Raw genomic sequence first — 13502 nt, 5'->3', positions numbered from 1 at the left:
CTGACACGTACGTCAGTTTCTATTCGATCGTTAGGCGATACAGCTGATCGTCCCCACTTCCAGGGTTGCCACGTCCGTCCGTATTGTTCGTGATGTAGTAAAGTCCGTCGTCCTCCAACCAGACGTCACGGATGCGACCTTTATCCTCGACGAGCGGGATGACCTCACGTGATTCCCGGTCGATGGCGACGAGGCGATTCCCGCGCAGCGTCGCCATATACACGTAACGGTCGTCGGCAACGATGCCCGACGGTGCCCATGACGTTTCCCCGACCTCGAACCATGGTGTCTCGAGCCCATCTCGTTCCTGATTTGCCTCGATGAGCGGCCAGCCATAGTTGTTACCCTCTTCGATGATATTCACTTCATCGTGACCGGACGCCCCATGTTCACTCGCATAGAACGTATCCTCGATTTTCGTCAAACCTTGAGGATTCCGGTGGCCGGACGAATAAATCCAATCGGTCGGCTCGCCCGTTCCGGATAATGGCACCCGTAATAATTTTCCGGCAATCGATGTCTCGTCTTGCGCCAGTTCGGGCACGAGGGCATCTCCGGTCGTGACCCAAAGCACGTCACCATCGAGCAACAACCGTCCGCCGTTATGGAACTGGGCCCCTGGAATCTCATCGAGCACGACGTCCGTCTCTTCAAACTGATTGCCATCCCACGTCAACTCGACGACCCGGTTTTGGACGTTACCAGGTGTCCCGTACGTATGGTAAGCGTACAGTTGGCGTGACGTCGCAAAATCTGCGGTCAACGCGAGTCCGAGGAGACCGCCTTCCCCGATTTCAAGCACGTCCTCGTTCAAGATGACCGGTTGTCGGTCGAAATTCCCGTCTGCATCGATGACGGCAATCGTGCCGCCGCGTTCCGAGATGAGCCATCCGTCATCGGTTTTTGCAATCGACCACGGTGCCTCTAACTGTTCGACAATCGATTCGGTTGCACCGGTCGACACGTCGCCTTCCGGCTCAGTTGATTCCTGCTCTGGTGCCGTGTCAGACGGTGCTTCTTCGGCCGACTCTTCGACTGGTGCCTGTTCAGGTTCCGGCGCCTCGGTCGATTCCGAGGCACAACCGGCAATAAATACGAGCGACAAGATGAACATCCATCGTCTCAACATGATCGCCTCCTTTTTACCATCATACCGTGTGCTTAGTTATCGCGTGAAGGTTCAGGTGGGCTAACCGGTAAACGTAGCGCAATCAACAGTGCGATGAATGCGGCAAGTGCCGCACCGATGAAGACGGTGTTCAATCCTGTGGCGATGAGTTGCTCGCCTTGGAGGCGGACTGTCGCGTTTAGCGCCTCGGTCATACTCCGATTGAAGAACGATTCGAGTGACACACCGCTTAACCCGGCCTCGTCACGGAAGCCACTAAGGACGATGAAGTTAAACACGGCACCGAATACGGCGACACCGAGCGTCTGGCCGACGGTACTCAAGAAGGAGTTTGCCGCCGTCGCGGTCCCCCGCTGACGATATGATACGACCGTCTGTAAGACGACGATGAACATCGGCTGCGACAAGCCGAACCCGACGCCGATAATGGCGACAGCGAGGTAGACGAACAAGTCCGGGCTCGATTGCGTGAGCAGCGTCAAAATGATTGTCCCGATCAACAAGAGACTCATTCCTGTCACGGCCCGACGCCGTGGCGAGGCCGCTCCAAGTGTACGGCCGCCGATAATCGACGTGAATGTCCAAGCGACCGAGAGTGGCATGAGCATGAATCCGGCTTCGGTCGCTGATTTCCCAAGGACGGCCTGTGCCCAAATCGGGATATAGGCCGACATTGACACGAGGACCCACGCCGCGAAGAAGACGGCCCCATTGATCGACGCGATGATTGGTTGTTTCAATAATTCGAGTGGCAACAACGGTGTCTTCGCCCGTCGTTCCGATAAGAAGAAACTGGTGAGCAAGATGACGCTGAAGACGGCACTGGCGACGACCGAGGCCGTCCAGACGTTCGTCTCGCTGAACGTGATCAGCCCATACAAGAACGCCGTCGTACCGAACGCAAACAACAGCGCTCCTTTGACGTCAATCCGTTCCGTCGTCTCGGTGACCGTCTCTTTATAGAAGACAATGATCATGATGAACGATAAAAGTGCGAACGGGACATTCAAGAGGAAGACGTAACGCCAAGACAACGTCTCGACCAAGAACCCGCCGATGACCGGACCGAGCACGCCCGATACGCCCCACACCGCGCTCAAAATCCCTTGAATCTTGCCGCGCTCTTCGTATTTATACAAATCGCCGATAATCGTCATCGAGATCGGTAATACCGCACCGGCGCCGAGCCCTTGAAGCGCCCGGAAGACAATCAGTTGTTCCATCGATGTGGCAAGTCCGCAAAGAAGTGAGGCGAGCGTGAACAGCCCGATTCCAAATAACAGGACACGCTTGCGGCCGAACAAATCGGCCACCTTCCCATAGATTGGTGTCGATACCGCCGTGAACAGCAAGAAGGCGGCAAACACCCAGCTCACGAGGGCAGCCCCATTCAATTCGCTCGCGATGACCGGCGTTGCGACGGAGACGACCGTCCCTTCAATCGCCGCTAAAAAAGTCGCCAACAACAGCGCGACCGTAACATTCTTTCTCATTTGTTTCATCTCCCCAATAAAATAGCGGTGCCGGAAGGTTCCGAACACCACTTCAACTGTCTATTATTTTGTGCGAGCGACGCCCGTTTGACAAGCCTCAACTTCTGTCCGGTCTTATCACGATTAAAAACACAAGCGGCGAAGGGGTCGTTTCGCCGCTTGTGTTGCTGTTATTTTGCCTTATCCGCCCATACTTTCGTGAAGTCTTGGAGCATCTCGTCTCCGGTCTTTTGACCGCCGACGTATGCTTGCATTAACGCACCGTACTCGTTGACCGCGCCGTCCGGATACTTGAACCAGTTCCATGAGATCGTCTTGCCTTCGTTCGAATAGGCCAAGATGTCGTCAGCAAGCGAACCGAGATCGTTCGCTTCAATCGACTTGAACGCCGGGATGAATTTGAATTTGTTGACCATGTAGTCTTTACCCGTGTCGGATGTCGCCATCCATTCGAGGAAGTCTTTCGCTTCTTCTTTATACTGCGAGTTTTTATTGACGACCCAGTTGTTCGGGACGCCGACCGGAAGACGGTCCATCTTCTCTTTGTCATCGTTGATCGGAATCGGGACGAAGCCCATCTCAATGTCCGGATTCACGTCGAGAATCATCTGTTGCGCCCAGTTCCCTTGTTGCAGCATCGCCGTCTCACCTTGAGCGAACTGTGTGACTTGCGTGTTATAGTCCGTCGTGAGCGGGTTTTTATTACCGTATTTGATGGTGAGGTCGAACAGTTTCAAGAATTGTTGGAACTGCTCATTGTCCTCAAATTTTTCTTTATTCTCGTTGAGTGCCTGGATGAACGCATCCGGGTCGTCTTGTTGCGCCATCGGAATGTTGAGCAAGTGAATTCCGAGAATCCAAAACTCGGCATAACCGACCGAGAACGGCGTGATGCCTGCTTTATCCAACTTCTCAGCCGCATCCGTCAACTCAGACAACGTCTTCGGCAGTTCGCTGATGCCCGCCTTATCGAACAGCTCTTTATTATAGATGAAACCATAGCCTTCCAAGTTCATCGGCATCCCGTACAGTTTTCCGTCCATCGTCATCGGTTCCTTGGCCACTTCCGTCAAATCCCCGACCCACTTCTCGTCCGACAAATCTTCCAATTTGTCTTTCCATGTCTGAGCTTCGGTGAACCCGCCGTTATTGAAGATGTCCGGCTCGTTGCCTGACGCGAACTGTGACTTGAGCGCAGCGCCGTAATCGGCTCCGCCGCCGACTGTTTGAACGGTCACTTTGACGCCCGTCTCTTCCTCGTATTCTTTCGCCATCGCTTCAAGATCTTTGGCGATTTCCGCTTTGAATTGGAAGACGTTCAACGTGACATCTTGCTTGTCCCCGTTATCTGCGTTCGCATCGTTCGATCCTTCATCTTCCGTAAGCGACCCGCCGCCACAGGCCGCAAGCGTCAATACCATCCCTGCCGTCATGATGGCAGTTGATAATCTCCATTTACGTTTCATTTCGCTTCCTCCTAAGTATAGAGTCGACAATCCTTCATCATTCGGTACACCCTAACTTTAGATGAAAACGCTTCCATTATGTAGGTGTCAAAATTGACGTGTAGGGTGGAAAATGTTGCACAGAAAACCAGGACTTTCTTATTGAAAAGAAAGTCCTGGTTTTAGTTTCTTCTATATAATTACAACAGGCTGATTCCAGCTTCTTCACATGCTGTGATCATCTCACTCGGCCAGACCGAAGATTGGACTTCACCGATGTGACGAGCACGAAGCAAATACATGGCGACACGCGATTGCCCGATGCCGCCCCCGATTGTAAGCGGGAGACGTCCTTCGAGGACCGCTTGGTGGAACGGGTACTTGCGTTTGTCTTCAGCTCCGGCTGTCACCAACTGCTCGGCAAGCGCTGTCTCGTCGACACGAATTCCCATCGATGACAGTTCGAACGCCGATTCGAGTTCCGGGTGCCAGACGAGGATATCGCCGTTGAGCGACCAGTCGTCATAGTCAGCCGCGCGACCGTCGTGCTTATCGCCCGAAGCGAGTGCGCCGCCGATTTGCGAGAGGAAGACCGCACCGTACGCTTTACAAATCGCGTGCTCACGCTCTTTTGGTGTAAGATCCGGGTAAAGGTCTTCTAACTCTTGGCTCGTCAAGAAGTGAATCGACTCTGGCAAGATCGCCTCAATCCCGTACATCGTTTCGACCGTCTGTTCCGTCTCGCGGAGTGCCGCGTAAATCGTTTCGACCGTCGCCTTCAAGTACTCCGTCGTCCGGTGTTCCCGAGCGATGACACGTTCCCAGTCCCATTGATCGACGTGGAGTGAGTGTGTCGCGTCGAGTTCTTCATCCCGACGGATGGCGCGCATCTGTGTGTACAACCCTTCACCGACTTCGAATCCGTAGCGGCCGAGCGCTTCACGTTTCCACTTCGCGAGCGACTGAACGATTTCGAGTTCATGCCCTGGATACTGCGTATCGAACTGGATGATTCGTTCGACACCGTTCAAGTGGTCGTTGACACCGCTCGCCGATGTGACGAACAGTGGGGCCTGAACTTGTGTGAGTCCGAGCGCCGTGCTGAACTTGTCTTCGAATGTCGCCTTCACTACTGTAATCGCCTGTTGTTTTTCCTTCATCTTGCTCATTGCTGTTGTTGTCATGTTTTCTTCCTCCAATTGTGGGATTTCGGGATGGAGCAATAGAAAAAAGCCCTCCAATCCCATGGACTATGGGACGGAAGGCTTCAAGCTCCGCGGTGCCACCCAAATTAGTAGACGAATCTACTCACTTTTCGAGACGAACATCTCGTAGTTCCGATAACGGGGAACGGTCCGGCTACGTCTACTTGCAAAGCGTTCGGGTAGCGACTCCAGGAGGTTCTTCGACAGAGATTTCAGTCCGGGCTCTCACCTTCCCCGGCTCGCTTTGCTTACGTCTTCTGTGTACTCGTCCTTTCAATGTCGTTCACAATTGAATTGACCCAATTATTATCAATATTCAGACGAATGTCAACCACTTTTTCAAAAAAAATTCTCCCCCGTGTAGCGGACGGGGGAGATTCCCTTGGGCAGGGTTATTTGATCGAGCCGCTCGTAATCCCTTTGATAATATGCTTTTGCATACCGAAGAAAAAGACGAGGAGCGGAACGATCCCAAGGACTAAACCAGCAAGTGCCAAATCCCATTGTTTTGTATATTGTCCGAAGAAATAGAACGTCGCGAGCGGAATCGTCCGCAGCTCGATGTCTCGGAGGACAAGAGAAGGTAAGAGAAAGTCATTCCAAATCCAAAGGCTGTTCAAGATGACGATTGTCACCGTGATCGGTTTGAGGAGCGGGAAGACAATCCGCCAAAACACACCCCACGTCGAACAGCCGTCAATGATGGCCGCTTCTTCAATCTCTTCCGGAATCGACTTCATAAAACCATGATAGAGAAAGACGGAGATGCCGGACCCGAAGCCGAGATACATGACCATCAGTCCCCAATGGCTGTTCAAAAGACCGAGCAGGCTCGACACTTTCACGAGCGGAATCATAATTGACTGGAACGGGATGACCATCGCCGCGACGAACAAGAAGAAGATGACGGTCGAAATCCAATGTTTTGTCCGGACGAGCTTCCAGGCCGCCATCGAGGTGAACAGCACGATGAGAAGGTTCGCCCCGGCCGTGATGAGAAGCGAGTTCAAGAAGACGCGTCCGTAGTTCATCGCCTCCCAGGCTTCTGTATAGTTCGACTCGAGCCAGACGCTCGGCAAGGCAGACGTGTTCGTGTAAATCTCGGCAATTGATTTGAACGAGTTGACGATGACGTAATAGAACGGGACGAGATATAACAGTCCAAGTAGAATCGCCACCAGTTCGACGAGACCGAGACCGGCCGTATATCCACCCGCCCGCAGCGGTTTTTGCGGTAGCAATCGCTGTGGAGATGAATCGACCTTCGCTTCGATGCGTTCAATTTTTTCTGTCGTCATGCCTCCACCTCCCGTTTTTTCGTCAAGTAGACTTGAGTAACGGTGATCGCCGCGACGACAAGGAAGAAGATGACCGCTTTCGCCGAGCCTAGCCCGTAATTATTATTCACGAACGATTCTGTATAGATGTTCAAAGCGAGCATCTCTGTCGATTTGAACGGACCTCCGTTCGTGAGCGATAAGTTCGTGTCGAACACTTTGAACGACCAGGAAATCGTCAAAAACAGACAGATGGTGATCGACGGCATAATCATCGGTAACGTGATGTGACGCAACATCTTCAACCGATTCGCCCCATCGATTTTTGCCGCCTCCAGCAAATCCGTCGGCACGTTTTGAAGCGCTGCGATGTAGATGACCATGACGTAGCCTCCGCCTTGCCAGATGGCGACGATGACGATGCCCCAAAAGGCTGTCTGGGCGTCACCGAGCCACGGCAGTTCGAACAGACTCCACCCGGTCAGTGCCCCGATTGATTCAAAGCCCTTCACATAGATAAACTGCCAAATGAATCCGAGAATGAGCCCGCCAATCAAGTTTGGCATGAAAAAGACGGTGCGCAGGATATTGCGCGTCTTAATGTTCATCGTCAACAGTAAGGCCAGCAAGAAACCGACGATGTTCGTCAAGATGACGGCTACAATCGTGTATTTCGTCGTAATCCAGAACGAGGCGCGGAACTGTTCATCCTCGAATAAAATACGCTGATAGTTGTCCCATCCGACCACGTTCAACTGACCCGTCACACCGTTCCAATCCGTGAAGCTGTAATAAATCCCGTTAACGAACGGTATGAGCACAATCGCCACAAACGCCAGAAAGGCTGGACCGACGAATGCGATAAAACTCGCTGGTTTCTTCCAATTCCGTCTTCGCTTGTGTTGTTTTGGTGTTTCTGTCATGTTCATCGCCTCCACTATCAACTTACCTCCCTCAAGACAAAATGAAAACGGATACATTTGACGGAAAGGGTGGAATATATTGCACTCAATGGGTGAATTATACGAGGCGATGCGTTATGATAAACTCAATGACAACACGAACGAGTCTTCCCGAATGAAGAATTAAACCTTGATTCAAAGTCGATTCACGAATGAAATGAACGAAAATGATTACAATGTTCGAAAGTGGAGGGATTCTATACATGACGACGATTAAACCGTTATCCGACCTAACAATTGCCCAACAAGCCGAGATGCTACCTGTCAAAGAGATTGCGGAAAAACTCGGTTTACAAGAAGATGACCTCGATCTATACGGGAAATATAAAGCCAAGTTATCATTCGATGTCATCGATCGGATGGCGACTCGAGAAGACGGGAAACTGATCCTCGTCACGGCGATCAATCCGACTCCAGCCGGCGAAGGAAAGTCGACCGTGACCGTCGGACTTGGACAAGCGTTGAATCAACTCGATAAACAAGCAATCGTTTGTCTACGTGAACCATCACTCGGTCCGACGATGGGCTTAAAAGGTGGTGCGGCCGGCGGCGGTTTCAGCCAAGTGTTGCCGATGGAAGACATCAACCTTCACTTCACAGGTGACATGCATGCGATCACTGCAGCTCATAACACGATTAGCGCCATGCTCGATAATCACCTTCATCAAGGGAACGACCTCGGGATCGACGTCCGTAAAATCGTTTGGAAACGTGTCCTCGACTTGAATGACCGTGCACTTCGTCACGTGACGATCGGCCTCGGCGGCAGTGCCCACGGGGTACCGCGTGAAGACGGATTTGACATCACCGTGGCGTCTGAAATCATGGCCATCCTCTGCCTCGCCGATTCGTTGACCGACCTCGAGGCACGCATCAAGCGCATCGTCGTCGCCTACGATCAAGACAACGAACCGATCACGGCCGAACAAATCGGGGCGGCTGGTGCCGCGACACTGTTGTTGAAAGAAGCATTCAAGCCGAACTTGGTGCAAACACTCGAACAGACGCCCGCGCTTGTTCATGGTGGTCCGTTCGCCAACATCGCTCACGGCTGCAACTCGTTGATTGCGACAAAAACTGCGCTCAAGCTCGGTGAATACGTCGTCACCGAAGCGGGATTCGGAGCCGACCTCGGCGCCGAGAAGTTCTGTCACATCAAGTCACGCATCGGTAAATTAAATCCGGACGCCGTCGTCCTCGTGGCGACAGTCCGTGCCTTGAAAATGCATGGCGGCGTCGCCAAAGACCAACTCCACGTCGAGAACGTCGGGGCCGTCGGGAACGGATTAAAACTTCTCGCCAAACATGTCGAGACGATGGGGAAACTTGGCTTGCCGACCGTCGTCGCCCTCAACCGATTCAATTCAGACACGACCGAAGAGTTGGCGGCCGTCCTCGACTGGTGTGAAGCGAACCACATACGTGTCGCGCTCAGTGAAGTGTGGTCAAACGGAGGCCAAGGCGGACGCGCGCTCGCCGAGGCCGTCATCGAGACGATTGAGTCGAATGAGAGTGCATTCACCCCACTCTATGCGTTGACCGATTCGATCGAACAAAAAATCTTGACGATCGCCCGTGAAGTGTATGGGGCGGCCGACGTCACGTTCACCGCGACCGCAAAAAAACAAATGGCTCAAATCGAAGCGAACGGCTGGCAACACTTGCCGATTTGTATGGCGAAGACGCCGTTCTCGCTGTCAGACGACCCGACGAAACTCGGTTACCAGCACGGGTTCACTGTGACCGTAAGAGAGTTGAAACCGTCGGTCGGCGCTGGCTTTCTCGTCGCCTTGACCGGAAACGTCTTGACGATGCCGGGTCTGCCGAAGCAACCGGCCGCCTTGAATATGGGAATCGACGAGACCGGTAAAGCGATCGGATTATTTTAAACGACACGGAGGGATACAGATGGACGTCACGGAACATACGTATGCGGATGGATACCGGACACAACTATTGCACGTCAAGGCCAGACAACCGATTGGAAATTGTTTCATTTTCCATGGGATGCTTGAACATCATCAACGTTATGTCGAATTCGCTGATTTTTTGTCAGAAATTGGTTTTAATGTGTTTCTGTGCGACCTTCGCGGCGCCGGTTCTTTGGCCCGAACCCAGTCCACTTACGCTCATCTATCTCCACACGAAGGATTTGATCAAATGGTCGACGACGCCATCTCGCTCCTCGATCACTATCAAGATGAATTGCCGACCGTCGTCCTCGGCCATAGTTTCGGCTCGTTGCTCGCGCGTCGACTCGGTCAACAGTTAGGTCATCGCTTGGCGGGTGTCATCGCCGTTTCCCCGCCCCCGCATTCTGGATTGATTGGACGTGCCGGACTGTATGCGATCGATTTGGCCATTCGGTTCAAAGGGAGCACCCATGAATCCCGTTTATTCGAACGCTTGTTGTTCGGACGATATAACTTGAAATTCTTACCCGCCACGACCGAGAGCGATTGGATTTCTAGTGTCCCCGAGGAAGTGATCGCCTATATGAACGACCCGGACTGTGGTGGGATTCCGACGCTCGGATATTTACACGAGGTAGCAAAAGCGTCACTCGATGTGACCTCTGCCGCCCGGATACAAGAACATCCGAAAACACTACCAATTTTGTTCGTCGTAGGTGCCGATGACCCCGTCGTACATGACGGAGAAGGACTCTCCGGAATCGTCCGCAAACATCAGGCCGCCGACATCGAATTGACCGTGCTGTCTTATGATCAGGCTCGCCACGAAGTGCTTCGTGAGCGCCAACGCCAAGACATCTGGACGGACATCGGTGACTGGATGCATCAAACGATACGAATCGCAAAAAGAACCTCCATTTCCTAGGAGGTTCTTTTCGTTTACCAAAATCATACAATAGGATTCTAATTCATTTACCTTTTTTGTAATTTAGATTCTTCTTTCCAATTTTTAAGTGCGCTATACTTAGACCGCACACTAAAAGAATACTCATATTTTGATACGTATTCACCGAAAGGGGTAACACATTGAAGCCAACGATCACACGATTGAGCACGGCCGTCCTCATCTCTAGCACGGTGTTGAGTACGCTCGTCCCCGCTCATTCATATGCAGCAACATACGAAGGAACAGTGAATACATCGATTTTAAATGTTCGTTCCGCCACATCTACCACTTCGGATATTGTCGGGAAATTGACCGAAGGCGAAACCGTTCAAGTGTATACGACGAACGACAACTGGGCTCAAATTGAATTCGAAGGCGAAAAGCGCTACGTATCGTCGACTTATTTGACACTCAAATCGACCGTCACGAAAACGGCGACGACCGCCTCGACGACGGCGACGTCTGCTTACAAGGCTGATGCGAACGTCAACTTGCGCTCATCGACATCGACGTCTGCCACCGTCTTGACGACCATCCCGAAAGGCGCGACCGTCACTTATATCTCTTCGCATGGCGCAACCGGTTCATGGATGAAAGTGACGTACGGCAAGTACACCGGTTACGTCGTAGCTCGATACTTTACGCCGTCGGCTCCTGTCGAAACACCATATTACGCGAACAAGACAGCGGTGCTATACAACTCGACCGGTTCGGGCGCGACGAAACTCGCGACGATTCCGGCTGGTGCCAAAGTGACGCATCTCGCCTCACTCGGCGCGACCGGCTCATGGTTTAAAATCCAATATGGCACGAAAATCGGCTACGCTCCATCCCGTAACTTCTCGACGTCACTATTGACTCCAGATACGTCGACGCCTGAAACGACGACGCCTTATTTTTCAATCACAAACGTCGCCCTTTATAACAGTTCGGCCTCAGGCGCGACGAAGATCGCGACCATCCCTTCGGGGGCCCAAGTCGAACAAATCGCAATGGCAGGACTCAGTTCGTCGTGGTTCAAGATTCGTTACAATGGCGTCACCGGCTATGCCGCAGCCCGTAACTTCTCGAAGACGAAACCGGAAGTCATCGTACGAACGCCTTACTACGCTGCGCGCGATCTCGTCTTGTATAAATCGTCTGCCTCGGGTGCAGATCGTCTCCGGACCATCCGCGCCGGCAGTAAAGTGACACAAGTATCGGATGCTGGACTCGCGAGCTCATGGTTTAAAATCGAGTATGACGGTGTCACCGGCTATGCCGCAGCTCGCAACTTCTCGACGACACCACCAGAAGTGATTGTCATCAAGCCTTATTACGCGATTCGGAACGTAGCGATGTACAGTTCGTCCGCCTCGGGCGCAACGAAAATCGATACGATTCCATTCGGTGCGAAAATCGAACAAATCTCTCAAAGCGGATTATCGAGCTCATGGTTCAAAGTCCGCTATGACGGGAAAACCGGTTATGCCGCTTCACGTCACTTCTCAGCCGAAAAACCGGAGGTGATTGTCGTGACAGATTACTACACGACGCAACGAGTCGTCCTCTATGACCGGTCGGCATCACCGAAAACAAAAATCGCAGTCATTCCGACAGGGACAAAAGTTCAGCAAATTTCTGAGGCCGGATTGACCAGCTCGTTGTATAAAATCAAGTACGGCTCGCTCACGGGCTATGCGACCGCGAGTTATTTTGCGGACAAGCCGCCAGTGCCAGAAGAACAGCTCGAATCAGAACGTGAAGTCGAGGTCGTCGTCGCGAACAACGGGACGCTGAACGTGCGCAATAAAGCAGTTGATGGCGCCGTCATCGGGACGCTCGCGAACGGGACGGTCGTCAAAGTGAAGCCAATCGTCGGTAGCGACTGGGGGGTCATCTCATATCTCGTCAACGGCTCGCTCGTGAAAGGGTACATCTCCCTCACGTATACGAAACCGTACACACCGCCTGTCGCCGGCAGTAAGGAAATGGTCATCACCGAAACGGCCTATCCATACACGCTCGCATCGATGGTGACGACGCAACGCAACGTGTTCGCCCAGTCGGACGCCTTCCGGGCTGCGAACGCCTATGTACCGAAAGCGTATATCACTCGCGCGACACCGACCGCCACGACAGGGACGATCAGTTCAACGGAACTCATGACGACTTCATTCCAATATTTGAAGGCAACCGCTTCAACAGCCGCAGCAAACTTGGGCGGCTTGTCGACGAATACGAAACTTGAGTACCTCGGCACACAAAAAGTCGGTTCGACGACTTGGTATAAAGTAAAATCGGGTCTACTGACCGGATACGTCAGCGCCGCCAACGTCGCTGGTAATGTCAAGGTATTGAAAGACGCTTCTATGACAGCTCACTCGTTCGGGGTGCTCAACCCAGGTGAGACGGTGAGCATCACTGGTGAGCTCGGTCAATATTACACAATCAGCTACTATCGCCCGAGTGGATACAACATTCGCGTCTATGACCGGTCTTGGCGCCGGGCGACAAACGAAGAAATCACACGTCACGTGTCTCCATCTTCGTTCGCCACGACATCACGAGAATATTTCCAATTCCTCGACTTGTCGAAGGGTGCCGATTTGACGGCGCCTGTTTTGAACAAGTCGCTCGTCGGCAAAGGGATTTTAGCCGGCCGCGGTCAAGCGTTCATCGACGCCTCACGTACGCACAGCGTCAACGAGATTTATCTGTTGTCACATGCGTTGCTTGAAACCGGGCACGGCACGTCCGCACTCGCCACCGGGATACTCGTCTCAAGCGTCGACGGCAAAGCTGTCACACCGAAAACCGTTTACAACATGTACGGCATCGGGGCGATTGACGGGAACGCCCACGTCAAAGGGGCCGAGCGCGCTTATAAGGAAGGCTGGTTCACGCCGGAAGCCGCCATCATCGGTGGTGCCAAATTTATTGGGGAAAAATACATCAACAATCCGAAGCGGATGCAGAATACGCTCTATAAGATGCGTTTCAATCCGATTGTTCCTGGCACAGACCAGTACGCCACGGATATCGCTTGGGCGACGAAGCAGACCACTAACATTTATAACATGTACCAACAGCTCGAATCCTATACACTTTACTTCGACGTTCCAAAATTCCAGTAAGACACAAAGAGACACG

At 52.6% G+C, this 13502-nt stretch carries 9 protein-coding genes and 1 other annotated feature; of the genes, 3 read left to right on the top strand and 6 right to left on the bottom strand.

What is annotated here, in order from left to right; translation table 11 throughout:
• Nucleotides 1–19 precede the first annotated feature (19 nt).
• The 6 genes from KNP95_RS11700 to KNP95_RS11675 form a co-directional block, all read right to left on the bottom strand.
• On the bottom strand, nucleotides 20–1126 hold the full coding sequence (locus tag KNP95_RS11700; RefSeq protein ID WP_251138546.1) for a PQQ-dependent sugar dehydrogenase: 1107 nt from the start codon (nucleotides 1124–1126) through the stop codon (nucleotides 20–22).
• 35 nt (nucleotides 1127–1161) lie between these two features.
• Nucleotides 1162–2622, bottom strand: a complete 1461-nt coding sequence (locus KNP95_RS11695) for an MDR family MFS transporter (protein ID WP_214837262.1) — start codon at nucleotides 2620–2622, stop codon at nucleotides 1162–1164.
• A gap of 170 nt (nucleotides 2623–2792) precedes the next feature.
• Nucleotides 2793–4088, bottom strand: a complete 1296-nt coding sequence (locus KNP95_RS11690) for an ABC transporter substrate-binding protein (protein WP_214837259.1) — start codon at nucleotides 4086–4088, stop codon at nucleotides 2793–2795.
• 179 nt (nucleotides 4089–4267) lie between these two features.
• Nucleotides 4268–5251 carry an aspartate--ammonia ligase gene (gene asnA / locus KNP95_RS11685; protein WP_021067832.1) on the bottom strand — a complete coding sequence of 328 codons (984 nt, stop codon included), beginning with the start codon at nucleotides 5249–5251 and terminating at the stop codon, nucleotides 4268–4270.
• Between the two features lie 66 nt (nucleotides 5252–5317).
• Nucleotides 5318–5558: a binding site (T-box leader), on the bottom strand.
• A gap of 106 nt (nucleotides 5559–5664) precedes the next feature.
• Entirely contained in the window at nucleotides 5665–6570 is a 906-nt protein-coding gene (locus KNP95_RS11680; protein ID WP_251138545.1) for a carbohydrate ABC transporter permease, read from the bottom strand.
• Nucleotides 6567–7472, bottom strand: coding sequence for a carbohydrate ABC transporter permease (locus tag KNP95_RS11675; RefSeq protein ID WP_251138544.1), 906 nt, complete (start codon nucleotides 7470–7472; stop codon nucleotides 6567–6569). Before KNP95_RS11675 ends, KNP95_RS11680 begins: the two co-directional genes overlap by 4 nt.
• A gap of 242 nt (nucleotides 7473–7714) precedes the next feature.
• Here KNP95_RS11675 and KNP95_RS11670 point away from each other — a divergent pair, with 242 nt between their 5' ends.
• From KNP95_RS11670 to KNP95_RS11660, 3 genes are all read left to right on the top strand, one after another.
• Nucleotides 7715–9400 (top strand): formate--tetrahydrofolate ligase, encoded by a 1686-nt coding sequence (locus KNP95_RS11670; RefSeq protein WP_214764229.1) that lies wholly within the window; start codon nucleotides 7715–7717, stop codon nucleotides 9398–9400.
• A 19-nt stretch (nucleotides 9401–9419) separates the two neighbouring features.
• Complete coding sequence (locus KNP95_RS11665; RefSeq protein ID WP_082665788.1) at nucleotides 9420–10349, top strand: alpha/beta fold hydrolase; 930 nt, start codon at nucleotides 9420–9422, stop codon at nucleotides 10347–10349.
• 161 nt (nucleotides 10350–10510) lie between these two features.
• A complete protein-coding gene (locus tag KNP95_RS11660; RefSeq protein WP_214837256.1) occupies nucleotides 10511–13486 on the top strand; it encodes an SH3 domain-containing protein in 2976 nt (991 codons plus the stop codon).
• Nucleotides 13487–13502: the final 16 nt, after the last annotated feature.

Origin of the sequence: Exiguobacterium sp. s36 (genome assembly GCF_018618345.1) — a bacterium.
Classification (GTDB): domain Bacteria; phylum Bacillota; class Bacilli; order Exiguobacteriales; family Exiguobacteriaceae; genus Exiguobacterium; species Exiguobacterium chiriqhucha.
The sequence above is the reverse complement of the archived record's forward strand: the minus strand, read 5'-3'. Positions and strand labels throughout refer to the sequence as shown.

Coding starts and splice junctions, on each gene's coding strand:
- KNP95_RS11695 (WP_214837262.1), bottom strand. CDS start 2,622: ATGAGAAAGAATGTTACGGTCGCGCTGTTGTTGGCGACTTTTTTAGCG.
- KNP95_RS11690 (WP_214837259.1), bottom strand. CDS start 4,088: ATGAAACGTAAATGGAGATTATCAACTGCCATCATGACGGCAGGGATG.
- asnA (WP_021067832.1), bottom strand. CDS start 5,251: ATGACAACAACAGCAATGAGCAAGATGAAGGAAAAACAACAGGCGATT.
- KNP95_RS11680 (WP_251138545.1), bottom strand. CDS start 6,570: ATGACGACAGAAAAAATTGAACGCATCGAAGCGAAGGTCGATTCATCT.
- KNP95_RS11675 (WP_251138544.1), bottom strand. CDS start 7,472: ATGACAGAAACACCAAAACAACACAAGCGAAGACGGAATTGGAAGAAA.
- KNP95_RS11670 (WP_214764229.1), top strand. CDS start 7,715: ATGACGACGATTAAACCGTTATCCGACCTAACAATTGCCCAACAAGCC.
- KNP95_RS11665 (WP_082665788.1), top strand. CDS start 9,420: ATGGACGTCACGGAACATACGTATGCGGATGGATACCGGACACAACTA.